The 25,415-nt window shown below is 67.6% G+C and carries 23 protein-coding genes; 13 read left to right on the top strand and 10 right to left on the bottom strand.

Annotation, left to right across the window (positions count from 1 at the left end):
* Positions 1 to 82: 82 nt before the first annotated feature.
* Entirely contained in the window at positions 83 to 916 is an 834-nt protein-coding gene (locus tag ACJMKX_RS11300; protein ID WP_405225127.1) for a phosphoribosyltransferase family protein, read from the top strand.
* Here ACJMKX_RS11300 and ubiA read toward each other — a convergent pair.
* The 8 genes from ubiA to ACJMKX_RS11260 form a co-directional block, all read right to left on the bottom strand.
* Complete coding sequence (gene ubiA / locus ACJMKX_RS11295; protein ID WP_405226619.1) at positions 882 to 1,706, bottom strand: 4-hydroxybenzoate octaprenyltransferase; 825 nt, start codon at positions 1,704 to 1,706, stop codon at positions 882 to 884. The genes ACJMKX_RS11300 and ubiA overlap by 35 nt on opposite strands.
* Before the next feature lie 101 nt (positions 1,707 to 1,807).
* Positions 1,808 to 2,434, bottom strand: coding sequence for a chorismate--pyruvate lyase family protein (locus tag ACJMKX_RS11290; protein WP_405225124.1), 627 nt, complete (start codon positions 2,432 to 2,434; stop codon positions 1,808 to 1,810).
* On the bottom strand, positions 2,431 to 4,524 hold the full coding sequence (gene recG / locus ACJMKX_RS11285) for an ATP-dependent DNA helicase RecG (protein WP_405225121.1): 2,094 nt from the start codon (positions 4,522 to 4,524) through the stop codon (positions 2,431 to 2,433). Before recG ends, ACJMKX_RS11290 begins: the two co-directional genes overlap by 4 nt.
* Complete coding sequence (locus ACJMKX_RS11280) at positions 4,521 to 4,916, bottom strand: RidA family protein (protein ID WP_405225118.1); 396 nt, start codon at positions 4,914 to 4,916, stop codon at positions 4,521 to 4,523. The genes recG and ACJMKX_RS11280 overlap by 4 nt, the downstream gene beginning before the upstream one ends.
* Before the next feature lie 11 nt (positions 4,917 to 4,927).
* A complete protein-coding gene (locus ACJMKX_RS11275; protein WP_405225115.1) occupies positions 4,928 to 7,087 on the bottom strand; it encodes a RelA/SpoT family protein in 2,160 nt (719 codons plus the stop codon).
* Positions 7,088 to 7,134: 47 nt separating this feature from the next.
* Positions 7,135 to 7,416: a DNA-directed RNA polymerase subunit omega gene (rpoZ, locus tag ACJMKX_RS11270; RefSeq protein WP_405225112.1), complete on the bottom strand. Its 282-nt coding sequence runs from the start codon at positions 7,414 to 7,416 to the stop codon at positions 7,135 to 7,137.
* Between the two features lie 130 nt (positions 7,417 to 7,546).
* Entirely contained in the window at positions 7,547 to 8,179 is a 633-nt protein-coding gene (gene gmk, locus ACJMKX_RS11265) for a guanylate kinase (protein ID WP_405225110.1), read from the bottom strand.
* 22 nt (positions 8,180 to 8,201) lie between these two features.
* Complete coding sequence (locus ACJMKX_RS11260) at positions 8,202 to 9,056, bottom strand: YicC/YloC family endoribonuclease (protein ID WP_405225107.1); 855 nt, start codon at positions 9,054 to 9,056, stop codon at positions 8,202 to 8,204.
* Positions 9,057 to 9,233: 177 nt separating this feature from the next.
* On the opposite strand from ACJMKX_RS11260, the gene ACJMKX_RS11255 reads away from it, so the two are divergent.
* The 6 genes from ACJMKX_RS11255 to ACJMKX_RS11230 all read left to right on the top strand — a co-directional run bounded on the left by ACJMKX_RS11255 (position 9,234) and on the right by ACJMKX_RS11230 (position 14,711).
* Complete coding sequence (locus ACJMKX_RS11255; protein WP_405225104.1) at positions 9,234 to 10,013, top strand: PP2C family protein-serine/threonine phosphatase; 780 nt, start codon at positions 9,234 to 9,236, stop codon at positions 10,011 to 10,013.
* Between the two features lie 102 nt (positions 10,014 to 10,115).
* A complete protein-coding gene (gene rph / locus ACJMKX_RS11250; RefSeq protein WP_405225101.1) occupies positions 10,116 to 10,835 on the top strand; it encodes a ribonuclease PH in 720 nt (239 codons plus the stop codon).
* A gap of 10 nt (positions 10,836 to 10,845) precedes the next feature.
* Positions 10,846 to 11,454 carry an RdgB/HAM1 family non-canonical purine NTP pyrophosphatase gene (gene rdgB, locus ACJMKX_RS11245; RefSeq protein ID WP_405225098.1) on the top strand — a complete coding sequence of 203 codons (609 nt, stop codon included), beginning with the start codon at positions 10,846 to 10,848 and terminating at the stop codon, positions 11,452 to 11,454.
* Entirely contained in the window at positions 11,451 to 12,659 is a 1,209-nt protein-coding gene (gene hemW / locus ACJMKX_RS11240) for a radical SAM family heme chaperone HemW (protein ID WP_405225095.1), read from the top strand. The genes rdgB and hemW overlap by 4 nt, the downstream gene beginning before the upstream one ends.
* 351 nt (positions 12,660 to 13,010) lie before the next feature.
* Positions 13,011 to 13,214, top strand: a complete 204-nt coding sequence (gene rpmE / locus ACJMKX_RS11235; RefSeq protein WP_405225093.1) for a 50S ribosomal protein L31 — start codon at positions 13,011 to 13,013, stop codon at positions 13,212 to 13,214.
* Positions 13,215 to 13,418: 204 nt separating this feature from the next.
* Positions 13,419 to 14,711 (top strand): citrate synthase, encoded by a 1,293-nt coding sequence (locus tag ACJMKX_RS11230; RefSeq protein WP_405225090.1) that lies wholly within the window; start codon positions 13,419 to 13,421, stop codon positions 14,709 to 14,711.
* A 46-nt stretch (positions 14,712 to 14,757) separates the two neighbouring features.
* Here the strand turns inward: ACJMKX_RS11230 and ACJMKX_RS11225 are convergent, their stop codons facing one another.
* Together ACJMKX_RS11225 and ACJMKX_RS11220 are read right to left on the bottom strand one after the other, a co-directional pair.
* Complete coding sequence (locus ACJMKX_RS11225; protein WP_405225087.1) at positions 14,758 to 15,378, bottom strand: hypothetical protein; 621 nt, start codon at positions 15,376 to 15,378, stop codon at positions 14,758 to 14,760.
* Between the two features lie 37 nt (positions 15,379 to 15,415).
* On the bottom strand, positions 15,416 to 18,061 hold the full coding sequence (locus ACJMKX_RS11220; protein WP_405225084.1) for a penicillin-binding protein 1A: 2,646 nt from the start codon (positions 18,059 to 18,061) through the stop codon (positions 15,416 to 15,418).
* A gap of 426 nt (positions 18,062 to 18,487) precedes the next feature.
* Between ACJMKX_RS11220 and ACJMKX_RS11215 the strand changes: the two genes are divergently transcribed.
* The 6 genes from ACJMKX_RS11215 to ACJMKX_RS11190 are packed head-to-tail and all read left to right on the top strand — an operon-like array spanning position 18,488 to position 25,398.
* Positions 18,488 to 19,549, top strand: coding sequence for a pilus assembly protein PilM (locus ACJMKX_RS11215; RefSeq protein WP_405225081.1), 1,062 nt, complete (start codon positions 18,488 to 18,490; stop codon positions 19,547 to 19,549).
* The gene (locus tag ACJMKX_RS11210) at positions 19,549 to 20,118 is read left to right on the top strand and encodes a PilN domain-containing protein (RefSeq protein ID WP_405225078.1); all 570 of its coding nucleotides are present in this window, start codon (positions 19,549 to 19,551) and stop codon (positions 20,116 to 20,118) included. The genes ACJMKX_RS11215 and ACJMKX_RS11210 overlap by 1 nt, the downstream gene beginning before the upstream one ends.
* The gene (gene pilO / locus ACJMKX_RS11205) at positions 20,115 to 20,714 is read left to right on the top strand and encodes a type IV pilus inner membrane component PilO (RefSeq protein ID WP_405225075.1); all 600 of its coding nucleotides are present in this window, start codon (positions 20,115 to 20,117) and stop codon (positions 20,712 to 20,714) included. Before ACJMKX_RS11210 ends, pilO begins: the two co-directional genes overlap by 4 nt.
* Positions 20,714 to 21,280, top strand: coding sequence for a pilus assembly protein PilP (locus ACJMKX_RS11200; RefSeq protein ID WP_405225072.1), 567 nt, complete (start codon positions 20,714 to 20,716; stop codon positions 21,278 to 21,280). The genes pilO and ACJMKX_RS11200 overlap by 1 nt, the downstream gene beginning before the upstream one ends.
* Positions 21,281 to 21,311: 31 nt before the next feature.
* Positions 21,312 to 23,495, top strand: a complete 2,184-nt coding sequence (pilQ, locus tag ACJMKX_RS11195) for a type IV pilus secretin PilQ (RefSeq protein WP_405225069.1) — start codon at positions 21,312 to 21,314, stop codon at positions 23,493 to 23,495.
* A 37-nt stretch (positions 23,496 to 23,532) separates the two neighbouring features.
* Positions 23,533 to 25,398 (top strand): Ig-like domain-containing protein, encoded by a 1,866-nt coding sequence (locus ACJMKX_RS11190; protein WP_405225066.1) that lies wholly within the window; start codon positions 23,533 to 23,535, stop codon positions 25,396 to 25,398.
* Positions 25,399 to 25,415 lie beyond the last annotated feature (17 nt).

Here is a 25,415-nt window from a genome sequence, read left to right as displayed (position 1 = left end):
GCCGGGAAGCTTACGGCAAAAATGCCGGCTGCCGGCGGAAAATCCGGCTGTACCCGTGGACGCGCACCCGCAAGATCCGGCTATGACGACTGCCGTAACCTGCGCCATGACGCGCTGCCGCGCCGCACTCGATTCCCTGGCCCGCCTCCTGTTCCCGCCGCGCTGTGCGCTGTGCGGCGAGCCCGTTTGTTACCCGGACGGCAACCGTCCCGGCGGCGAAATCGACGACCAACTCGGCGACCAGCGCGGCGACCAATGGACCGTGCCGGACATCTGCGCCGGGTGTCTCGGCGACCTGCCCCGTATTGCCGACGCCTGCCGACGCTGCGCCGAACCCGTGAGCGCGGGCAGCCTGTGCATCGCCTGCCGGCGATACCCGCCGCCGATGGACCTGACGCTGGCGCCGCTGCATTACGCCTTCCCCGCGGACTGGCTGCTCACCGAGCTGAAGTTCAACGCCCGTCTCTGGCACGGGCCGCTGCTGGCCGGGATCGTCGCCGCAGCGCTGGAGGCGCAGCCGGCGTTCTGCCCCGGCCCAGCGGCGGTGCTGATCCCGGTGCCGCTGCATCGCCGGAGGCTCGCCGCCCGGGGTTACAATCAGGCTCTGGAAATCGCGCGGCCGCTGGCCCGGCGTCTCGGTTGCCGCCTGGCGGGGGATCTGGTCGTCCGCATTCGTCCCACCCGGGAACAGTCGTCCCTGAGCGCCCGGGCGCGGCGCCGAAACGTGGCCGGCGCCTTCCGGCTGCAGCGCCCCGCCGATTTCGGGCACGCCGTGATCGTGGACGACGTCGTCACCACCGGCGCAACCACGCGGGAGATCGCGGCCCTGCTGCGCGACGGCGGTTGCGCCCGGGTCAGCGTGGTCGCCGCGGCACGTGCGCTCAGCGGAACAGGTAATCCAGCGCGATGCCGATGAACACCATCATGCCGATGTAGTGGTTGTTCAGGAAGGCGCGGAAGCAGTCGGCGGTATTCCGGTCACGGATGAGATACTGGTGCCAGGCCATGAAGCCGCCGGCCAGCGCCACGCCGAGGAAGAACCAGAGGCCCATGGCGAGACGGGTGCCCATCAGCACGAGTCCCAGCAGCATGAGGCCCTGCAGCGCGGCGATCATGAAGCGGTCGGCGTCGCCGAACAGGATCGCCGTCGACTTGATGCCCACCTGCAGGTCGTCCGGCCGGTCGACCATGGCATACATCGTGTCGTAGATGATGGCCCAGATCACGGTGACGGCGAACATCAGCCAGGCGATCTCCGGAATCTCGCCCGTCTGTGCGGCGAACGCCAGCGGAATGGCCATGGCGAAGGCCGCCCCCAGCACGAGCTGGGGCACCGAGAGTATGCGCTTCACGAAGGGGTAGACGATAATGAGCACCGCTGCGGCGGCGGCGACCACCCGGGAGAGCGGATTCAGCAGCGTCACCAGGCCGATGGCGATCAGGCCGAGGCCGACGAACAGCAGGGCCGCCTCGACGACGCTCACCTTGCCCGTGGCCAGCGGCCGCTCCCGGGTGCGGGTCACATAGGGGTCGAACCCACGGTCGGCAATGTCGTTGATGATGCAGCCGGCGCAGCGGGTGACCACGACGCCGGCCATGAAGATGGCGAAGATGCCCTCGTCCGGGCGGCCGTCGCCTGCCACCCACAGCGCCCACAGCGTGGGCCACATCAGCAGGTAGAAGCCGATGGGCCGGTCGAGCCGCATGAGCCGGGCGTAGACCCCGAGCTGGGAGAGCAGCACCGCCAGGAAGCCGGGGCGGGTACCGTCCGCTGCCCGGGCCTGCCCGCGGGAAGCGGCCCCCGTCCTCACAGCGCCGCGCCCTCCGGTGCCGCCAGGCTGGCGGGAAAATACTCGATTACCAGAATCGGCGCGCCCGCCACGCGGATCACCGAACGCCGCGCGAACAGCCGTCCGGCCGGCATGCGCTCGGGCAGCGCCGGGTAGCCGCGGTCCCCCGGCTCGAATACGGCGTAGCAGAACGGCTCCCGGCTCACCTCGTCCAGGCGCGCCAGTGCCTCGCCGAGAGGGCGCTCGCCCAACGCGGCCAGGCTCGGGAAACGCTCCAGGGTCTCTGCCGGGATGATGCTCGAGGCCACCACCAGTTCGCCGGCGGCCCCGCCCATGCTGATCTCGCGGACCAGTGCCTCCCCGGCGTCGCCGTCGAGCAGCGCCCGTTCCTCCCTGTCGAGCCGCCGGCGGCGCTCGGCGTGCACCGCGAGGCGGAAGCTCGCCGGCTGGAACGAACGGATACGGGGCGTGAGCAGACCGTGGTCGGCCAGCCAGCCGGTCAGGCCGGCGGGCACCGAGGCCGGGATGGTCTCCGACCAGCGGCCGTCGCCCGAGGCTTGTTCGTTAGCGGGAAGCATGGGTTGCAGAGTGTAGACGAGATCGCGCTCCATGACAGTGCAGCGCGGCGGTCCCGGCTTCGTCAAACGCTGCCGTAGCGGCTGGCGCCGCCCAGCCAGCGCTGGATGATGGCTTCGGCGTCCGCCGGCGAGACGGCTGCGGCGGCGAGCTGCACCTTGGGCATGAGATCGGCATCGCGGCTGAGATCGGCGATGCGCAGCTGCATGGCGCCGGTCTGCCGCGTGCCCAGCACCTCGCCGGGCCCGCGCAGCTTCAGGTCTTCCTCTGCCACCAGGAAACCGTCGCCCGTCTCACGCAGCACGGCCAGGCGCCGCCGCGCCATCTCCGACAGCGGCGGCCGGTACATGAGCAGGCAGGTGCTCTCGCGGCTGCCGCGACCCACCCGCCCGCGCAGCTGGTGGAGCTGGGACAGGCCCATGCGTTCGGCGTTCTCGACGATCATCAGGCTGGCGTTCGGCACGTCCACGCCCACCTCGATCACGGTGGTGGCCACCAGCAGCCTGAGTTCTCCGGCCTTGAATGCCTGCATCACGGCTTCCTTCCCGGCCGGCTTCATGCGGCCGTGCACCAGGCCCACCGGTATGTCGGGCAGCGCCTCGCCGAGCATCCGGTAGCTGGCCTCGGCCGCCTGGTAGTCGAGCTGCTCGCTCTCCTCCACCAGCGGGCACACCCAGTAGGCCTGGCGACCCTCGGCACAGGCACGCCGCACCCGCTCGATGACCTCTTCGCGGCGCGTCTCCGGCAGCACCACGGTGGTCACGGGCCTGCGGCCCGGCGGCAGCTCGTCGATGACGGAGGTATCGAGATCGGCGTAGGCGGTCATGGCGAGCGTGCGCGGGATGGGCGTGGCCGTCATCACCAGCTGGTGCGGCCGGGTTACGCCCTGCTCGCCTTTCTGCCGCAGGGCGAGGCGCTGGTGTACGCCGAAGCGGTGCTGTTCGTCGATCACCACCAGCGCGAGGTTGTCGAAGGCGACGGATTCCTGGAACAGCGCATGGGTGCCGATGACCATTGCCGCGCTGCCGTCGGCAATGGCGGCCAGCGCCTCGCGCCGCACCGCGGAACGGAGGCTGCCGGTGAGCCAGACCGGCCGGATGCCGAGCGGCTCGAGCCAGGCGCTGAAGCTCCGATAATGCTGCTCGGCGAGCAGCTCGGTCGGTGCCATGAGCGCCGCCTGGCACCCCGCCGCGATGGCCTTCAGGCAGGCAGCGGCCGCGACCACGGTCTTGCCCGAGCCGACGTCGCCCTGCACCAGGCGCAGCATGGGGTGGGGCCGGGCGATGTCCGCCGAGATCTCGGCCAGCACCCGTTTCTGGGCGTCCGTCAGCCGGAACGGCAGGCTGTCCAGGAACCGCTGCGCCAGGCCGTCGTCGTCGGCCAGCGCCGGTGCCAGCTCGTCGCGAATCCGATGACGAAGCCGTCGCAGGCTGAGGTGATGAGCCAGCAGCTCCTCGAAGGCCAGGCGCTGCTGGCAGGGGTGGCTGCCGCCGGCGAGTTCCGCCAGGTCCACTCCCCGCGGCGGCCGGTGCAGGTATTGCACCGCCTCCGTCAGCGTCGGCAGGTCCGTGCGTTCCAGCACCTGGCGCGGCACCAGCTCGGTGGGAGCCTCCCGGCGCATCATGTCCAGTGCCTCCGCCACGAGGCGCCGCAGGCGACCCTGCTGCACGCCCTCGGTGGTCGGGTACACCGGTGTCAGCCTGTCCTCCACCGGCACCGGTTCTTGTGCGCCCAGCAGCCGGTACTCGGGATGCACCATTTCCTTGCCCGCCGGGCCGGGACGGACCTCGCCGTAGCAGGCGATGCGCGAGCCCCGGGACAGGCGCGCCTGCTGGGAGCGGGAGAAATGGAAGAAGCGCAGCGTGAGCTGCCCGCTGCCGTCGGTGACGCGCACGAGCAGGGACCGCCGGCCCCGGTATACGGTCTCCGAGAGCAGGATATCGCCGGCGACCAGCACCCGCTCGCCGTGCCCGGCCGAGCCGATGCGGGTCACCCGCGTGCGGTCCTCGTAGCGCAGCGGGAGCAGGAACAACAGATCCTCGACCGACTCCGCGCCGAGGCGGGCGAGCTTCTCCGCCAGCGCCGGGCCGACGCCCTTCAGCGCCGTCAGCGGCGAGCCGAGGCCCGGGCTCCCGGAGGCGCCGGCGTCCCGGTTCACGGCATGCTGGTGCCGTGAATAAGGATGGCGTCCGCCTCTACGTCGGCCCCCTTCGGCAGCGCGGCCACGCCGACGGCGGCCCGGGCGGGATACGGCTCATCGAAGAACTCTGCCATCACTTCGTTCACGGTGGCGAAGTTGGCCATGTCGGTGAGATAGATGGTGAGCTTCACGGCATCGGCGAGGCTGCCGCCCGCCGCCTCCGCGATGGCCGCCAGGTTACGGAACACCTGCCGCACGCGGTCGGCGAACTCCCCCTGTACGATCTGCATGGTGGCGGGATCGAGCGGGATCTGCCCCGAGACATAGACGACGCCGCCCGTCTCGACGGCCTGGGAGTAGGTGCCGATGGCGGCGGGTGCGGCCGGTGTGACCACGTGTTTCTTCTGCATGCTTCCTCCGGTCAGGCGCAGTCGCGGGTGACTTTGATGACGCTGGGCATCTTGCGGATGCTGCGCAGCACGGCAGCCAGATGCTGGCGGTCCCGCACCTGCAGCAGGAAGGTCATCACCGAGGCGTCGTCGTCGCCTTCCCGCACCGAAACCTGCTCGATGTTCGACTGGGCCGCCGAGATGGTGGCCGCCACCTCCGCCAGAACCCCCATCCGGTTGACGGCGATCAGCGTTACCTGGGCCGTGAAGTCCTGGTCGATGTCGCTGCGCCAGTTCACCGTCACCCACTTCTCGGGGTGTTTGCGGAAATTCGCCAGGTTGTGACAGACGTTCCTGTGGATGACGACGCCGCGGCCGCTGGACAGGTGCCCCATGATGGCATCGCCGGGGATCGGGTGGCAGCAGCGCGCATAGGTCACCACCATGCCCTCGGTGCCGGTGATGGTGAGCGATGTGCTCTCGCGCACGGCCGGCTGCACCTCGCCGGCGTCGACCCCGAGCAGCAGGCGAGCGACGATCGGCGACAGCCGCTCGCCCAGGCCGAGCTGCTCGTAAAGCTCGATCTTGTTGTTCAGGCCGAAGGCTTCCAGCACCTGCGTCATGGAGCTCTTGTCCACCTTGCGCAGCGAGGACTTCTGCTCCTTCAGCGCCTGCTCCAGCAGGCGTTTGCCGAGTTCCGCGGCCTCGCCCCGGCGCAGGTTCTTCAGATAGTGGCGAATGGCGGAACGTGCCTTTGCGGTGACCACGAAGTTGACCCAGTTCGGGTTCGGCCGGGCGCCCTTGTTGGTGATGATCTCCACGGTCTGGCCGTTGGACAGCGGCGTCCTCAGCGGTACCAGGCGCCGGTCGATCTTGGCGGCGACGCAGCGGTTGCCGATATCCGTGTGCACGGCGTAGGCAAAGTCCACCGCGGTGGCGCCCCGGGGCAGGCGGCGGATGTCGCCCTTGGGTGTGAACACGTAGACCTTGTCGGGGAACAGGTCCACCTTCACGCTCTCCAGGAATTCCTCCGAGCTGTCGTCCTGCTGCAGCTCCACCAGGTTGGAGAGCCATTCCCGGGCCCTCAGCTGGGGCGAGGCGGCGGACTTGTCCTCGGCCTTGTAGCGCCAGTGGGAGGCGATGCCGCTCTCCGCCACCAGCTCCATCTCCCGGGTGCGGATCTGCACCTCCAGCGGCAGCCCCCGCGGGCCGAAGCAGGTGGTGTGCAGGGACTGATAGCCGTTTACCCGCGGTATGGCCACGTAGTCCTTGAAACGGCCCGGCATCGGCTTGTAGACCTTGTGTACCAGGCCCAGCGCGCGGTAGCAGTCGTCGACGTCCTCGACGACGATGCGGAAGCCGTAGACGTCCACGATCTCGCCGAGGGTGCGCCCCTTCACCAGCATCTTGCGGTAGATGGAGTACAGGTGCTTCTGCCGCCCGGCGACGCTGGCCGCGATCTCGTGGCGCGCCAGCTCCTTCTCGAGGGTGTCGCTGATCTTCTTGACGATCTGGCGCTGGTTGCCCTGCGCCTTCTTCAGCGCACGCTCCAGCACCCGGTAGCGGTAGGGTCGTGTGTAGCGGAAGCCCAGGTCCTCCAGTTCGACCTTCAGCGTATTGATGCCGAGCCGGTTGGCGATGGGGGCATAGATCTCCAGCGTCTCCCGGGCGATGCGGGATTGCTTCTCGCGGGGCAGGGCTTCCAGCGTGCGCATGTTGTGCAGACGATCGGCGAGCTTCACCAGGATCACCCGGATGTCCTCGACCATCGCCAGCAGCATCTTGCGGAAGCTCTCCGCCTGGGCCTCCAGCCGGCTGCGGAACTGCAGCTGGTCCAGCTTGGTGACGCCGTCGACGAGGGCGGCGATATCCGCGCCGAACTCGCTCTCGAGCTGTCCCTTGGCCGCCGGCGTGTCCTCGATCACGTCATGCAGGATGGCCGCAGCTATGCCCTTGGCGTCCATGCGCATGTCCGCGAGGATGCCGGCGACCGCGACCGGGTGGGAGATGTAGGGCTCGCCGGACTGGCGCATCTGCCCGGCGTGCGCCTCGGCGCCGAACTCGTAAGCCTTGACGACCAGCGCGATCTGGTCGTCGGCCATGTAGTCTTCGAGTTTCTGCAGGAGCTGCTTGAGACCCGTGGAGCGCCGCGTCTTGGGCAGTTTGGAGCGGATCGAGGCGGCGTAATCCATGGGGTGAACCGGTCGGTGCCGGGGGGCGGCACCGGTTTTGTCAGCGCTTACTCGCCGAGCGACAGCCCTCGCATGGGCATCAGGTCCTCGGAGCCGGATTCCGCGCGCAGCAGGTCCTCTGCAGGCTGGTCCGCCTCGTCGAGTATGGCCGGGGTCACGTGGCCCTCGGCGATCTCGCGCAGAGCGACGACCGTGGGCTTGTCGTTCTCCAGCTCCACGTAGGGATCGGCACCATTGGCGACGCGCCGGGCGCGCTTGGATGCGACCAGCACGAGTTCGAAAATGTTGTCGATGTTCTCGAGGCAGTCCTCGACGGTAATTCTGGCCATAATCGGCTACTCCAAGGCTGTTGCAAGGCTGTAAAAAGGCGACCCCAGCCTGTCTCGAATAATGCGGAACGTTGCGGACCGCGGGAAGAATCGGACTCCGGACCCGTCAGTGTACTGTAAGGAGCCGCTCCTAAACCAGTAGGTGAGCGAGCTTTTTCCGGGTGGCCTCGGCGCCGACCCGATTGCGGCGGTAACGCCCGGTGGCGATGCCCTCCAGCTCGTCGATGGCGCGCTCGAGGTCGTCGTTGATCACCACGTAGTCGAACTCGTCCCAGTGGGAGAGGTCGCTGAGGGAGTCGCGGAGACGCCGCCGGATCACGTCCTCGGGGTCGGTGCGGCGGCTGCGCAGCCGCCGCTCCAGCGCTTCCACCGAGGGCGGCAGGATGAATATGCTGCGGCACTCGGGCATGGCGGCGCGCACCTGCCGGGCCCCCTGCCAGTCGATTTCCAGCACCACGTTGCGGCCCGCCGCGAGTTCGCTCTCCACCTGCCTGCGGCTGGTGCCGTAATAGTTGTCGAATACCCGGGCGCTCTCCAGGAACTCCCCCTGCCGGTCCAGGCGCCGGAATTCCTCTTCGCTGACGAAGAAGTAGTCCCGGCCGTGCTCCTCGTTCGGCCGCTTCGGCCGGGTGGTGTAGGACACCGAGAAGACGAAGTCCGGGTTGCGTGCGATCAGCGCGTGCACCAGCGTCGTCTTGCCGGCCCCCGACGGCGCCGCGATGACGATGAGCTTTCCGCTCTGTCTTTCCCTCTGTGTAACCAAGGGCCTGCCTGTCGCCATGGCGCTACTCGATGTTCTGGATCTGCTCGCGCATCTGCTCGATGAGCACCTTGAGCTCGACCGAGGCGCGGGTGGTTTCGGGGTCGCCGGATTTCGAGCCGAGCGTATTGGCCTCCCGGTTGAACTCCTGCATCAGGAAGTCGATCCGTCGGCCCACGGGCTCGTCCCGTTCGAGCGCGCTGCGCATCTCCTCGACGTGGCTGTCCAGCCGATCCAGTTCCTCATCCACATCCATCTTCTGGGCGATGATGGCCAGTTCCGTCTCCAGCCGGCCGGGTTCTGCCTCCACGTCCAGGCGGGCCAGGCGTTCCCGCAGCTTCTGCTCGATGCCGGCCAGCACCTCCGGGCGCCGCGCCCGCACGGCGGCGGCGAGTCGGGCCACGTCTTCCGTGCGGCCCAGCAGCGTCTCGGCCAGCCGCGCGCCCTCCGCGCGGCGCATCTCGTCCAGGGTCGTTAGCGCCTCGTCCAGCAGAGACAGGCTCTCGGCGAGCAAGGCATCCTGCTCCACGGCCGGCTCCTCGATGACGCCGGGCCAGCGCAGCACTTCCATCGGGTCCACCGGGCCGGTCTCGCCGAATCGCTCGCGGACCACCGCGACGCCCTCGGCGATGCGCCCGACCAGCGCTGAGTCGATGGCGAGTTCCCGCCGGGCACCGCCGCCGCGCCGCAGCGTCAGGCTCAGGTCCACCTTGCCGCGCCCCAGTCGCTCGCCGGCGGCGCGGCGGAACTCCGCCTCGGCGCCCCGCAGCACGTCCGGCAGCCGGAACTGCAGATCCAGGTAGCGATGGTTGACCGAGCGCACCTCCCAGGCGAGATCGCCGAACTCTGTCTGGCGCTCGCTGCGGGCGAACCCTGTCATGCTGCGTAACATCGGTGTCTCCACTCGGGATGCGGTGACGGAGGGCCGGCATTGTAAGCGTGCCCCGGCGCACGCTGCCACCGATCGTTGCCACGGGGGGTCTCTGCGAATCTGCGACCCGTGCCCTCCCCGGGGCGGCGCAAGTGGTATACCCTCCGTCACCGTTCTTCAGGAGTCGTGCTGCTTGCGGGCGCTGCGCCCGCCCGGGAACACGTGCGCATCGAATACGCGAAAATCTCTCTCACCGGCGATCGCCGGGACAACCAGGACCGGGTCGCCATCGTCGTCAGCGAGCGGGCCGCGATGCTGCTGGTGTTCGACGGCATGGGGGGCCACTCGGACGGCGCGCTGGCCGCGGAGGTGGCGCTGGAATCGGTGCAGAAGGACTTCGCCGCCGCGGAGCACCCTGTATTCGATCCCCAGGGCTTCCTGTATGCCGCCATGGGCCGCGCCCATGACGCCGTGGTGGCGGTGGGCGCGCAGACCGACGTGGATCACCGCCCCCGCGCCACCGGCGCGGTCTGCCTCGTGCAGGATCAGGCCTCCTGGTGGGCGCATGTCGGCGACAGCCGCATCTATCAGGTACGCGGCGGGCGCATCCGCGGCCGCACCCGTGACCACAGCCACGTGGAGGTGCTGCTGCGCGAAGGCGTGATTGACGAGCGCGAGGCCCGCGAACACCCGATGCGCAATTTCGTCGAGTCCTGCCTGGGCGGCGACCAGGCCCTGCCCGGCATCACCGTGACGCGCAAGAAGCCTTTGCAAAGCGGGGATGTGCTGATAGCTTGCACGGACGGGCTGTGGTCGGGGCTCGGCGAGCGCGACATCGCCAGGATAGCCGGACGGGCCGATCATGCGGTGGTGGAGAATCTGCGCGAGCTGGGCGAGCGCGCCGTCCGCGCCAACGGTCCCCACAGCGACAACACGACGGCGGCCTCCATTCGCTGGCTCGGCTGACCGGGTCGGCACCACGCCGCAACCAGACTCGCCGGAACACAATTCTCCGGAACAGAACCCTCCGGAGAATGACTCTCCGGAACAGAACAAGGCAGTAGCGATATGCGACCAAGCGGGCGCCGCCCGGACGAACTGCGTCCGGTGGTCTTCATTGCCGATTACACCCGCCACGCCGAGGGCGCCGTCCTCATCGAGTGCGGCCACACCCGTGTCCTGTGCACGGCCAGCGTGGAGGACCGCGTGCCGCCCTGGCTCAGGGGGCGCCACCAGGGCTGGATCACCGCCGAATACGGCATGCTGCCCCGCGCCACGCATACGCGCACGGCCCGGGAGGCCGCCCGCGGCCGGCAGGGCGGACGCACCCAGGAGATACAGCGTCTGATCGGCCGCTCGCTGCGCGCCGTGGCGGATCTCTCCGCGCTGGGCGAGCGCACCGTCACCGTGGACTGCGACGTGCTGCAGGCGGACGGGGGCACCCGCACCGCCTCGATCACCGGGGGCTACGTGGCCCTGGCCCTGGCCATGGAGCGGCTGAAGAAGAAGGGCGCCCTGGCAAAGAACCCGCTGCACGGCCAGGTGGCCGCCGTCTCGGTGGGCATCTACCGGGGCGAGCCCTTGCTCGACCTGGACTATGCCGAGGATTCCGAAGCCGAGACCGACATGAACATCGTGATGAACGATGCGGGCGCCTTCATCGAAGTGCAGGGTACCGCCGAGGGTCATGCCTTCCGTCGCGACGAACTCGAACGCCTGCTGGACCTCGCCGGCGCCGGCATCGGTCAGCTCGTGGCGGCGCAGAACCAGGCGCTGGCCGCCGCCTGAGGAGTAAGCCGTGCTGCAGGCGGGCTCGAGCATCGTGGTGGCCACAGGCAACCAGGGCAAGCTCGCCGAGATCCGGGCCATCCTGGCGGAGTTCCGGGTGGAGGTGGTCTCCCAGGGCGAGTTAGGCATCGGCGATGTGGAGGAGACCGGCCTCACCTTCGTCGAGAACGCGCTCCTGAAGGCCCGCAACGCGGCCGCACACGCGGGACGGCCGGCCATCGCGGACGACTCCGGCCTGGAAGTGGATGCGCTCGGGGGCGCCCCGGGCATCCGCTCGGCCCGCTATGCGGGTGAGCCCGCCGACGACTCTGCGAACATCGACCGGCTGCTCGCCGCGCTGGAAGGCACGCGGGACCGCACCGCCGCCTTCCGCTGCGTCATGGTGTTCCTGCGCCACGCCGAAGACCCGGAGCCCGTGATCGCCGAGGGCGTCTGGCGGGGACGCATCCTGACCGGGCGCCGCGGCGGGGGCGGCTTCGGCTACGATCCGGTTTTCTTCGATCCGGAGCTCGGGCGGAGTGCGGCCGAATTGCCGCCGGCGGAGAAGAACCGCGTGAGCCACCGCGCGCGGGCGCTCCGGGAGCTGGCCCGTCGCCTCGGGGCGGGAGAAGCGGGATGAGTGCCGGCCCCGAGGTGGACCGGGCCGCTACGGTGGCTGGCGTGCCTATTCCCCTCACCCTCTACCTGCATCTGCCCTGGTGCGTGCGCAAGTGCCCCTACTGCGACTTCAACTCCCACCGGGCCGGTGACGAGCCGCCCCGTGACCGTTATATCGACGCGCTGATCGCCGACCTCGAGGCGGAGGCGGTCCGCGCGGCCGGCCGGCCGCTCGAGACGGTTTTCATTGGTGGCGGTACGCCGTCACTGTTCAGCGCCGGGCAGATCGGCCGTCTGCTCGACGCAGTGGCCGACCGTTACACCCTGGCCGCGGACGCCGAGATCACGCTGGAGGCCAACCCGGGCACCGTCGAGCGGGGCAGTTTCGCGGCGTACCGGGCCGCGGGCGTCAACCGGGTGTCGCTGGGGGCGCAGAGCTTCGATGATGCCTCGCTCGCCGCGCTCGGGCGCATCCATACCGCGGCGGAGACCCGCGCGGCGGTCGACGAGGCCCGGCGCGCTGGCATCGACAACCTGAACCTGGACGTCATGTTCGCGTTGCCGCGGCAGAGCGTGGCGGGTGCGCTGGCGGACGTCTCGTCGGCACTCGCCCTGGCGCCGGCGCATATCTCCCATTACCAGCTGACGCTGGAGCCGAACACCCGCTTCTATCGTTCTCCGCCGCCGCTCCCGGACGCGGATAGCGCATGGGATATGCAGGAACGCTGCCACGAGGCGCTGGAGGCGGCCGGCTACCGCCGCTACGAGGTGTCGGCGTTCGCGCGCGCAGGAAGGGAATGCCGGCACAACCTGAACTACTGGGAATTCGGCGACTATCTGGCGGCCGGGGCCGGCGCCCACGGCAAGATCACCGATGCCGAGGGCACCGTGCGCCGCTACGCCAAGCCGGCGAGCCCCCGGGCCTGGATGGAGTCCGCGCTGGCCGGGGGCACCGCAGAGGCAGCTGCCGCCGTCGCCACGGAAGATCTCGTCTTCGAATACATGCTGAATGCGCTGCGCCTCACCCGGGGCTTCTCGACGCCCGATTTCGTGGCCCGCACCGGTCTGGACCAGGGGGCTCTGGAACCCGGGCTGACGGTCGCGCGCCGACGCGGCCTGGTCGAAGCCGACGCCGCCGGCGCGCTGCGCCCGAGCGCCCTCGGCATGCGTTTTCTGAACGACCTCCAGGCCCTGTTCCTGCCCTCTTCCGGGGCAGCCGCCGGGTGACTCCGCGCCGGTCCGGCCGGCGACCGTTATGCACAATGTCGGGACTAGCCCTATATTTGGCTTGTAGAGTCGCAATCAGCTGCAACCTGACTTTGTAAGAGTCTTTTAACCGACTGAAATTACTGTAATTATTATTGTGAACAGAAAATAGACATTCTAACCGGGAGGCTTGAAAATCGTGGGGTTGCGGCGTTTAGCCAAAATCCTTCCACAGAGTTATCCACAGGATTTGTGGATAACGGGCGGCCCCTCCCGGAGGTCCCGGGCGGACTTGCCAGCAGCCCTGCCGCGCTGTATGCTCCGCGCCCCTTTTCGCTGTCCGCCCGGCGGGCCGACGACCGGAGAATGACGATGAAAGCCGATATCCATCCCCGCTACGACGAGATCAAGGTGATCTGCAGCTGCGGGAACGAGTTCGTGACCCGCTCGACCGCCGGCGAGGAGCTGCACGTTGAAGTCTGCTCCGCCTGCCACCCGTTCTACACGGGCAAGCAGAAGATCATGGACTCGGGCGGCCGCGTCGACCGTTTCCGCCGCAAGTACGGCATGTCCTGAGGGACCCGGCGTCCGGTCCTGGGACGCCTTCCCGGGTGCGCCGGGCGCTTGCCGGCCCCGCTCCGTCTGCGGCACCATAGAAGCATCTCGCGGCAGGTCCTGCCCACCGCACGGACCCGGGACCATAAAGAATCAGGATCGCGCCGGGCGCCGTGTGCCGGCGCCCGCCTGCTTGCGCGATCCCGGATAAGCCAGGAATCAACGATGAGCAACAAACACTTCACGCTGACGAGCCCCGAGGGGGACGGCACAGAGCTGCCCGTACTCGAGGGCAGCCTGGGTCCGGCCGTGGTCGATATCTCCAGCCTGTACCGGGAGCGCGGTGTCTTTACCTACGACCCGGGTTTCATGGCCACCGCCAGCTGCGAGAGCAAGGTGACCTTCATCGACGGCGCCGAGGGCGTGTTGCTCTACCGCGGCTATCCCGTGGAACAGCTCGCAGAGCACTCGTCCTTCATCGAGGTCTGCTACCTGCTCCTCTACGGCGATCTGCCTACCAAGGACGAGCTGGAAGACTTCGAGTCGATCATCCGCCGCCACACCATGCTCAACGAGTCGGTGTCCCGGTTCTTCATGGGCTTCCGCTACGATGCCCATCCCATGGCGATGCTGTCGGCCGTGGTGGGTTCCATGTCGGCGTTCTACCACGACACGATGGACATCCACGACGAGCGCCAGCGCGACATCTTCGCCCACCGGATCATCGCCAAGCTGCCCACCATCGCCGCGGCGGCCTACAAGCATTCCATCGGTCAGCCGTTCATCTATCCGCGCAACGACCTGGACTACTGCTCGAACCTGCTGAACATGTTCTTTGCCGTGCCGGCCGAGCCGTACCACGTGGATCCGGTCGCCGCGGAGGCTCTGGACCTCCTGTTCATCCTGCACGCCGACCACGAGCAGAACTGCTCCACCTCGACGGTGCGCATGGCGGGCAGCTCCGGCGCGAACCCCTATTCCGCCATCGCTGCCGGCATCTCGGCGCTCTGGGGCCCGGCCCACGGCGGCGCCAACGAGGCCGTCCTGGAGATGCTCGAGGAGATCGGCGATGTGAAAAACATCCCGAAGTACGTCGAGAAGGCCAAGGACAAGGACGATCCCTTCCGGCTGATGGGCTTCGGCCATCGCGTCTACAAGAATTTCGATCCCCGGGCGAAGATCATCCGCGAGATGTGCCACAAGGTGCTCAAGAAGCTCGGCAACGACGACAGCCCGTTGTTCGAGCTCGCCCTGGAGCTGGAGCAGGTCGCGCTGAAGGACGATTACTTCGTCGAGAAGAACCTGTACCCGAACGTGGACTTCTACTCGGGCATCATCTACCGGGCGCTCGGCATCCCCACTTCCATGTTCACGGTGATGTTCGCCATCGGCCGCACGGTCGGTTGGGTGGCTCACTGGCGGGAGATGATCACCGAACCCGGGCGGCGCATCAGCCGGCCGCGCCAGCTCTACACCGGGCCCGGCGTCCGGGACTACGTAGCCCTGGACCAGCGCTGACCCGGCGCATCCGGACGGGGCCAGGGTCGCCGGTTCGGACTATCGCTCAGATTATGGGGGCGGGCGCCTCGGCCAGCAGCTTCTCCAGCTTGCGTTTGTCGGCCCGGCGCATCGGCCGTCCGTCCACGGGGCTGATGGGTGCCTGCCTGAGGCCTTTCTCGGGAAATACCGTCGCCTCCACCGTCGCCTCGGCGCAGCGGAAACGATAACCGGGGTAAGTATCCAGCCGGTCCTGCCGGCTCTTCAGCCGCCGCTCGTAGAGCTGGTAGGCGGTCTGCTCCCCTTCCAGCTGCCAGGCCACCTCCTCCGGCGAGTCGGCGAACAGATGCAGGTTGATGGCGGAATGGGAAGCCGCCGTGCCGGCCAGCACCGGGCCGACGAGGCGGGGGCGGAACTCGGCGAAACGGTGCATTACCTCCAGGGCGATGCGCCGCAGGCGCTCCAACAGCTCGGAATGACCGGAGGCGCCGAACAGCCGGTGATGCTCGATCAGCGCCGATTCGATCTCGCTATTGCTCGGCAGCGCGCCCCTTTCCCGGAAGCCCAGCCGCTCCGCGGCCTTCACCTTGGCCTGGCGGTAGTTCTCGATGCCCTGGTCGGCGATGATGCGAGCCGCTTCGCGTGCCAGCAGCTGGCGGGTCCGGCACACCTCGTCATGCTTCGGCATGGCGCTCTCCTGCGATCAGGCCGTCACCCGGCGGCTCTCAGAAGATGGGATCTTCGATGTCGCCGCGCGAGCCGGTATCGTTGTAGATCTCGTCCGCGCCGCCGATCGTACCAGCTTCCGGCTCGTTGCCGACGCGGAATTTCTCGAAGATGAAACTGCCGTCGTCCGAGCTCACCGGCCGGCCGGTCTCCGGCGAGACACGCACGGTGACCAGGCCCTCCGGTTCCTCGACGCGGGCGGTCGGCGCGCCGTCGAGCGCCCGTTCCATGAAGTGGATCCAGACCGGCAACGCCGTGCGCGAACCCTCCTCGCCCGCTCCCAGCGGCTTGTCCTCGTCGAAGCCCACCCAGGTGACGGCCACCAGATCGGCGTTGAAGCCGCCGAACCAGGCGTCGCGGCGGTCGTTGGAGGTGCCGGTCTTGCCGTAAAGATCGTCCCGGCCGAGCGAGCGGGCGCGTCGCCCGGTACCGCGGCGGATGACGTCGCGCATCATGTCGGCTACCAGGAAGGCATTCTCCCTGGTGACCGCCCGGTCGGCGAGGCGAATGCCGGCGTAGAGTCTGGGGTCCTCATTCGCCGTGGGCCGCCACTCGAGGGTCCGGGCCGACAGTTGCTCGACGCCGGCGAGGGAGTCTGCCCGATTGCCAGTCCGATTGACGTCTCGTCCGGTGAGCGGATCCGCGAAGGGGTCGGCGTCGATCTCCGCCAGTTCCTCGCTGTACTCGCACTCCGGGCATACCAGCGGCGGGTCGGCCCGGTGCAGTACATTGCCTACGCTGTCCTCGATGCGGTCGATGAAGTAAGGCTCCACGCGGTAGCCGCCGTTGGCGAACACGGAATAGCCCAGTGCCATGTCCAGCGGCGAGACGGCGCCGCTGCCGAGCGCCAGCGAGTAATTGTAGGGCACGGCCTCGTCGGCGAAGCCGAAACTGCGGATGTGGGGCACCGCATCGCCAAGCCCGGTGCCGATCAGCACCCGCACCGAGGCCAGGTTCAGCGACCGGTAAAGCGCCTCGCGCAGCCGCACCGGCCCGTAGAACTTGCCCGTATAGTTGATCGGCTTCCACGGCCCCTCCAGTTCCTCCGACTCGAAGACCACCGGCGTGTCGTTGACGATAGTGGCCGCCGTGAAGCCGTTCTCCAGCGCGGCGGAGTAGATGAAGGGCTTGAAGGCGGAGCCGGGCTGGCGCCGGATCTGCACCGCCCGGTTGAATTTGCTGGCCGCGTAATCGAAACCGCCGACGAGGCCCACCACTGCGCCGTCGTCAGGATCCACGGACACCAGCGCGCCCTGGGCGGCCGGCACCTGGGCCAGGGCCCATCTATCGGAGACCGTCGGCATCACATGGATGACGTCGCCCACGGCCAGCACCTCGCCGACCGACTCCGGCGGTGAGCCCACCCGGTCGTCGTCGATGTAGCGTTTGGCCCAGCTGATGCCCGACCAGGGTACCCGCACGATGCGGTCGCGCCGCAGCGCGACGGCCGCGCTGTTGTCCTCGCCGAGGCCGACTACCACACCGACGCGCAGGCCGCCGGGCTCGGGGTAGTCTTCCAGGGTCTGCAGAACCTCCGCCGGGAGCGCCGGATAGCCGCTGCCGGAATAGCGGCCGTCGCCGCCATTGCCCTGGCCATTCCCCTGGCCATTTCCCTGACCATTCGTGCCCTCTGCGCCACCGGTCGGCACGGGCAGCTCGAGCCTCGCGAGCGGCCCCCGGTAGCCGTGGCGCCGGTCGTATTCCAGCAGGCCGTTGCGCACGGCGTACACGGCGGCGGTCTGCAGCGATGAGTCGAGCGTTGTGGTCACCCGATAGCCCCCGGAATAGATCTCGGGCCCGTAGCGCTCCAGCATCTCGCGGCGCACCATCTCGGCCAGATAGGGGGCGGTCAGCTCGACCGCAGGCCCGTACAGGCGGGACTCCATGGGGTATTCCATGGCCGCGTCGTATTCGGCTGCCGTGAGGTAGTCAAGTTCGCGCATGCGGCGCAGCACGTAGCTCCGCCGCGAGGTGGCCTTCTCCGGGCTGCGCACCGGGTTGTAGGCAGAAGGCGCCTGCAACAGGCCGGCGAGGGTGGCGGCTTCCGCGGCGTTTATCTCTTCGAGGGTCTTGTTGAAGTACACCCGGGAGGCGGCGGCCACGCCGTAGGCCCGCTGGCCGAAGAACATCTTGTTCAGGAACATGGCGAGGATCTCTTCCTTGCTGAATTCCTTCTCGATCTTCCAGGCCAGAAACGCCTCGCGGATCTTGCGCGTGAACAGCCGCTCGCGGGTGAGGAAGTAGTCCCGGGCCAGCTGCTGCGTGATCGTGCTGCCGCCCTGGCTGCGCGAGCCGGTCAGCAGGAAATTGATGCCGGCGCGCAGCACGCCCTGATAGTCGATGCCCGGATGTTCGAAAAAGCGGTCGTCCTCGGCGGCCAGGAATGCCTGCACCACGTGACCGGGAATCTCTTCGTACTCCACCGGTATGCGGCGCTGCTCACCTATCTCGGCGACCAGCTTCCCGTCGCGGCTGTACACCCTGAGCGGTATCTGCAGGGGGATGTCCCGGATGGTCGCCGCCTCGGGCAGGCCTGCCAGGGTGTAGTGGTACGCGCCGACGACGCCCGCCGCCAGTGACAGGGCGAGTATTGCCAGCGTGCCGGCCAGTCCGGCGAGGATGCGAGTGAGAGATCGTGTTGCCAAAGGGCTTTCCGGTCCTTGCCAGCGTCAGGGGCTTACTGCATAGTGACTGCGGCCGAAGCGGACCGTTCCTTGTTGAAAAGGGGGCATGGGGCGGTCCGGGTCAGGGCGAAGACCGGATCATACCGTCAGCGGGGGGCCAGACCGCAATGCTTCGCGGCGAGAGTCTACAACCATACCCGGCAGGCTGCACCCGGCCTGTCTCGTCTCGTTGCAGCGAAACTCCCCGCACCCTCCACTTTCGAGCCTGGCTCACTACCGGTACACAGTTCACAGAATAGGCGGCGGGGCGTGCCTTACTATACGCGGGCATTCAGCAGGGGATCAGCGTCGTTTTATTTAACATTACGTTGATATATAGTTAAACCGGTTTCTTCAGGCGCCCCACCACTTATCTAGCGTAACCTACGGACTGGGAAGGGAAAACAGGTGCAATTCGGCAAGAAAAATCGTCCGCTCCTGGGGCTTGACATAACGACATCGTCGGTCAAGCTCATCGAGCTGTCCCAGAGCGGCAAGCGCTACCGCGTCGAGTCGTACGCGGCGGAGCCGACCCCGCCCAATTCCATCAACGAGAAAAACATCGTCGATGCCCAGGCCGTTGGCGGTGCCATCCGGCGGGCAGTGAAGCGTGCCGCCACCAAGTGCAAGGACGTGGCCATCGCCATCAGCGGCGATGCCGCCATTACCAAGGTGATCCAGATGCCGGCCTCGCTGGCGGACAAGGATCTCGAGGGGCAGGTGGAGATCCAGGCCGACCAGTACATCCCCTTCCCCATGGAAGAGGTCAGCTTCGATTTCGAGGTGATCGGGCCGAACGAGAACGACCCGGACATGAACGACGTGCTGCTGGTGGCCACGCGGACGGACAACGTGGACCAGCGCCAGGCGGCAGTCGACGCTGCCGGGCTCGGCGCGCGGGTGGTCGACGTCGAGGCCTTCGCCCTGGAGAATGCCTGCCAGCTCCTCACCCATCAGATGCCGAACGGCGGCGTGGGTCAGTCGGTCGCGGTGGTCGACATCGGTGCCAGCGCCACCACTTTCAGTGTGCTGGACGACCTGAAGGTCATCTACACTCGTGACTTCGCCTTCGGCGGCGTGCAGCTCACCGAAGAGATCATGCGGACCTACGGACTGTCCATGGAGGACGCGGGCCGGGCGAAGAAGGAAGGCGGACTGCCCAGCAATTACCAGCCCGAGGTGCTCGACCCGTTCATCGACGACATGACCCAGCAGGTCAGCCGTTCACTGCAGTTCTACCTGGCCTCCGGCGGCGGCCGCGAGCAGCCCGACATGATCCTGGTCTGCGGCGGCTGCGCCAACATACCGGGTATCGCCGACGTCATCTCCAGCCGGGTGGGCATCCCGACGGAGATCGGTGACCCGCTCGGCCAGATGAAGATCGCATCGAAAGCCAAATCCCAGGGCGTCACCAAGGATTCCACGGCGCTGCTGATCGCCTGCGGGCTCGCATTGAGGAGCTTCGACTGATGCCGCGTATCAACCTACTGCCTTGGCGCGAAGAGCAGCGCAAGCAACGCCAGCAACAATTCGGCATCGCCATCGTGCTGTCGGTGCTGCTGGCCGGCCTCGTGATCTGGCTGGGCAACATGTTCTACCAGAGCCGCATCGACTACCAGGAAGAGCGCAACCAGCGGCTCGAGGCCGAGATCACCGAACTGAACAAGGCCATCAAGGAGATCGAGGGCCTGGAGCGGCAGAAGGAACGCCTGCTGGCCCGCATGGAGATCATCGAGCAGCTGCAGACCAGCCGCCCGATGGTCGTGCACCTGTTCGACGAACTGGTGCGCACGCTGCCTGAGGGCGTCTATCTCACCGGCATCAAGCAGACCGGCCGGGAGATCCAGATCACCGGCACCGCCCAGTCCAGCACCCGGGTGTCCGCCTTCATGCGCAACATAGACGCCTCGGAGTGGCTCACCGACCCGGACCTCGAGCAGATCCGCACCGTGGACGCGGGGCAGGCCGAGCGCTTCAATTTCACCCTGAAGGCGAAGCAGGTGAAGGTCCTGGACGAGGATGAGGAGGAGGCCGCATGAACGTCCTCGAGGAACTGCGTAATCTCGATACCAACGACGTCGGCCGCTGGCCGCTGGCCTTCCGGGTCGGCGCCATCGTCATCGTCTTCGTCGCGGTCACCGTGTTCGGCATCTACATGACGGTGGTGAAGAACAAGGTGCCGCTGCTCGAGCGCGCCGAGGCACGCGAGCAGGAGCTCAGGCAGACGTTCGAGACCAAGCAGAGCAAGGCGGCCAACTTCGACGCTTACCGCGCCCAGCTCGCGCAGATGCAGCAGTCCTTCGGCACGATGCTGCGCCAGCTGCCCGGGGAGACCGAGATACCGAACCTGATCGTCGATATCTCCCAGACCGGTCTGGCGGCGGGGCTGGAGGAGAAGCTGTTCGAGCCGCAGGGCGAGATCCGCAAGGACTTCTATGCCGAGAAGCCTATCAAGATCCAGCTGGCCGGCAGCTACCACGAGCTCGCGAACTTCGCCAGCAGCGTGGCCGCGCTGCCCCGGATCGTGACGCTGCACGACATCCAGATCCAGCCGGCCACCGACGAGCAGTTCGACGAGCTGTCGCTCGACGTGACCGCCAAGACCTATCGCTACCTGGAAGAGGAGACCGAGTGATGAGGCAGGAACCTCGTTTCCGGGTAAATCGCGTGAGCCTGCGCCCCGCCGGAATCTTCGCCGTGCTGGCAGCGCTCGCGCTGCCTCTCGCGGCCGGCTGCGGCGGCGGCATGAATGATCTCAACGCCTACATCGACCAGGTGAAGGCGAGGCCCGGCGACCGGCCGGACCCGCTGCCCGAGATCCAGACCTACGAGAGCTACGTCTACACGGCCGACGTGGACGGGCTGCGCTCGCCCTTCGTGCCGGACTCCCCGGTGGCGGATACGCGCTCCGCGGGCGGCGGCGGCATCCGTCCGGACGTCAACCGCAGCCGGGAATACCTGGAGCAGTTCCCGCTGGATTCCCTCGACATGGTCGGCACGCTGCAGCAGGGCGCGACGACCTACGGTCTCGTGCAGACGGCCGACGGACTCATCAACCGGGTGACCGTCGGCAATTACGTGGGCCAGAACGACGGCCGCATCATCGAGATAAACGAGTCGGAGATCGTGGTCAAAGAGATCGTCTCCGACGGCATAGGCGGGTATCTGGAGAGAGATGCCGCTATCAGTATTTCGGACTGAGGCCAAGCAGATGGCACTGGGAGAAACTGGAATGACTCGCACAACGAAGCCGCTGCCGGCGAACAATCACGGGCTGGACGTCCTCAGGCATCCTCTCGGCTGGCTCGCCGCCCTCGTGCTGCTGTTCGCCTCGGCGGGCACCCACGCACAGGACGCCCCGGGGAATACCCTGCAGGACATCCAGGTCCAGTCGCTGCCCGGGCAGCAGGTGGAACTGCGGCTGATTCTCTCGGGGCCTGCTCCGGAGCCGCTCAGCTTCACCATCGAAAACCCGGCGCGCATCGCACTCGACCTGCCCGACACCGCCCTCGGCCTCAGCTCACGGCGCCGTGACGTGGACCTGCGCATGCTGGATACCGTGCTCACCGCGGAAGCCAACGGCCGCACCCGCGTGGTGCTGAATCTGGACAGCATGGTGCCTTACGAGACCCGCGTGTCCGGCAATACCGTCATCCTGACCCTCGGCGAGGGCGGCGACATGGTGGCAGAGACCACCACGTTCGCCGGCTCACCGCCGGCCTCCTCCGCGGCCGCAAGCGGACCGCGTGCCATCGAGAACGTCGACTTCCGGCGCACCCGCGAAGGCGGCGGCCGGATCATCATCGACCTCACCGACCCGTCCACGCCGGTCGACATCCGTCAGGAAGGCGGCCGCGTGGTCGCCGTGTTCAAGGGCACGGACCTGCCGGGCGAACTCATCCGCCGTCTGGACGTCCAGGACTTCGCCACCCCTGTCACCACCATCGACGCGGTGCGCGTCAACGCCGACGCTCGCGTGCTGATCTCTGCCGACGGTGACTACGAGCAGCTCGCCTATCAGTCGGACGACGTCTTCACGATCGAGATCAATCCGGTGGCCGAGGAGGACGAGCAGGTCTCCAGCCTGTTCGCCGAAGACAAGGACTACGAGGGCGAGCGGGTCACGCTGAACTTCCAGGATATCGAGACCCGTGCCGTGCTGCAGCTGCTGGCCGAGATCAGCGGCCGCAACATCGTGGTCTCCGATACCGTCCAGGGCAATGTCACCCTGCGGCTGAACAGCGTGCCCTGGGATCAGGCGCTCGACATCGTCCTGACCACCAAGGGTCTGGACATGCGCCAGAACGGCAACGTGATCATCGTGGCGCCGGCGGAGGAGATCGCGGCGCGCGAGAAGGCCGACCTGGAAGCCAAACAGGCCATCCAGGAACTGGAGCCCCTGTTCTCCGAGTTTCTCCAGGTCAACTACGCCAAGGCCAGCGATCTGGCTGCGCTGATCAAGGAAGGCGAGAACTCGATGCTCTCCGAGCGCGGCTCGGTGGCCATCGACGAGCGCACCAACACGCTGCTCGTGCAGGATACCGTGGACCGTCTGCGTGACGTGCGCCGCCTGGTACAGACCCTGGACATCCCGGTGCGCCAGGTGCTGATCGAGTCCCGCATCGTGGTCGTGAACGACGACTTCAGCCGCGAGCTCGGCGTTCGTCTCGGCCTCACCGCCGTGCAGGAGAATTCCAGCGACGGACTGTTCTCGGTCACCGGCAGCAGCGCCGGTTCCGACGTGATCACAGCATCGGCGCTGGATAACCTGGCTAACACGGGTCAGCCGTTCCCGGTCGAGGCGCCGACGGTGAACAACCGCTATAACGTCAACCTACCGGTGAGCAATCCGGCCGGGCAGATCGCGCTCGCGATCCTGGATTCGGACTACATCGTGGACCTCGAGCTCTCCGCCCTGCAGGCCGAGGGTCGGGGCGAGATCGTCTCGACGCCGCGGGTGATCACTGCCAACCAGAAGGAAGCGCTGATCGAGCAGGGCGTGGAGATCCCGTTCCAGGAGTCCTCCTCCAGCGGCGCGACCACCACCCAGTTCAAAAAGGCGGTGCTGAGTCTGACGGTGACCCCGCAGATCACGCCGGACGACAACATCATCATGGATCTGCAGGTGAATTCGGACAGTGTCGGCGAGCTCGTGGCGAGCGCCACCGGCGGCTTCGTACCGAGTATCGACACCCGCGAGATCCGCACCCAGGTGCTCGTGCGCGACGGCCAGACCGTCGTGCTCGGAGGAATCTACGAGACAGAGCGACGAGAAGTGGCCAACAAGGTCCCGCTGCTGGGCGACATCCCCGGCGTGGGCGCGCTGTTCCGCTCCACCCAGAACGTGGCGAACAAGTCGGAACTGCTCATCTTCGTGACACCGAAGATCCTGGAAGAGAACGCAGTCGTTTACTGATGGCGCACGACCGCCCTAACGCTTGGGAATCGAACCGATGAGAAAACTCTCGACTCTGCCGACACTGCTTATCGCATTCATGGGGCTCGCACTCGGCGCCTGCTCCAGCGGCGGCACCGACAACTCGTTCGCCGGCAGCGGCAATGGCGGCACCGGCGGCGGCGCCGGACCCGATGCGCCCACGCCGGCCACCGTCACGGTGCTGACCAGCAGCCCACAGCTGCCCTCGGCGGGCGGTTCAGAGGTGACGATCACCGCGCTGGTCCGCGACGCGGACAACCGGGTGATGGCCGACCAGCCGGTCGTGTTCTCCTCCACCTCGGGCATCCTCACGGTCAACGAGGTCACCACGCTGGAGAACGGCACTGCGACGGCCTCGCTGGGCACCGCGGGTGACCCCACCAACCGCACCATTACCGTGACGGCCGACGTGAACGGTCTTACGAACAGCGTGGACGTCAACGTAGCGGGCACGACCATCACGCTGCAGGGCCCGGCCAGTCTGGCTCAGGGCGACAGCGCGACCTACAGTATCGTGCTGGCGGATTCCAACGGCGACGGTATCGCCGGCCAGACCGTGGACGTGGCCTCGTCGAACGGCAACACACTGGCCTCCAGTTCGCTGACCACGGACAATCTCGGCCAGGCGCAGGTGCAGGTGACGGCTTCGGCCGCCGGTGCGGATACCCTGTCGGCGACGGCGCTCGGGATCACCGACGAGGTGACGCTCACCGTCTCGGACGACTCCTTCGTCATCACGGCCCCGGCCTCGGGCACCCAGGTGCCGCTGAACACGCCGGTCACCGTCACGGTGAACTGGACCGTCGGCGGCGTGGCCCAGGCCGGTGAGAACGTCACCTTCTCAACCACCCGCGGCACGCTGTCTGCAGCGACGGCCACCACCGACGGCAACGGCGACGCCTCGGTCGACCTGCAGGCGTCGAATGCCGGACCCGCGGTGATCACGGCCACCAATCCGGACGGCACCGAGACGACGGTGCAGATCCAGTTCGTCGCGACCACTGCCGACAGCATCGAGGTGCAGGCGAGTCCCTTCACCGTGGCGCCCAGCGAGCAGAGCGCGATCACCGCCATCGTGCGGGATGCGGCTGGCAACCTCGTGGCGAACAAGGTCGTGGACTTCGGCCTCGACGACGTCACCGGCGGCTCGCTGTCTGCCGGCTCGGCGACCACCAACACCCAGGGCCGGGCCACTGTCTCCTACACCGCCGGCTCCAGCACGAGTGCCAGCAACGGCGTCACCATCACCGCCACCGTGCGGGACACGCCGGCGGTCACCGGTTCGGTGAATCTCACCGTCGCCCAGCTCGAGGTATTCCTCACGCTGGGTACCGGCAACGAGATCAACGAGCCGAACCAGGCCCAGTACCGCAAGGAATACGCGGTTCAGGTTACCGACTCCCAGGGCGCAGGTGTGGCCGATGTGACCGTGCAGATGCGTATCCAGTCGGACGCCTATTACAAGGGCTACTGGTTCTACGACACCGTGGCCAGCCAGTGGGTCCAGGTGATCACCGCCGGGCCCTGTGCCGACGAGGACGTCAATCGCAATGGTGTGCTGGATCCGGGCGAGGACAACAACGGTAACGGTACTCTGGAGGCCGGCAATATCGCGACGGTGGCCGCCCAGAGCACCGGCAACGGTACCTTCTCCACCGACCAGAACGGCTTCGGCATCGTCGACGTGATCTATCCCCAGGAGTTCGCGCGCTGGGTTGACGTGACCCTCACCGCCCAGGCGACGGTCCAGGGGACGGAGACCACGGAGACTTCGAAGTTCCGGTTGCCGATTGCCGCGAGCGATGTGACCGACCAGAACACGAATCCGCCGGGCAATCCGAGCCCGTTCGGTGAGTCGAACAGCTGCGCCGATACGCTCTGACCGAGTGATCGGGAAAG

The organism is Lentisalinibacter sediminis, assembly GCF_040706615.1.
GTDB classification, from domain to species: Bacteria; Pseudomonadota; Gammaproteobacteria; order Steroidobacterales; family Woeseiaceae; genus Lentisalinibacter; species Lentisalinibacter sediminis.
The sequence above is the reverse complement of the archived record's forward strand: the minus strand, read 5'-3'. Positions and strand labels throughout refer to the sequence as shown.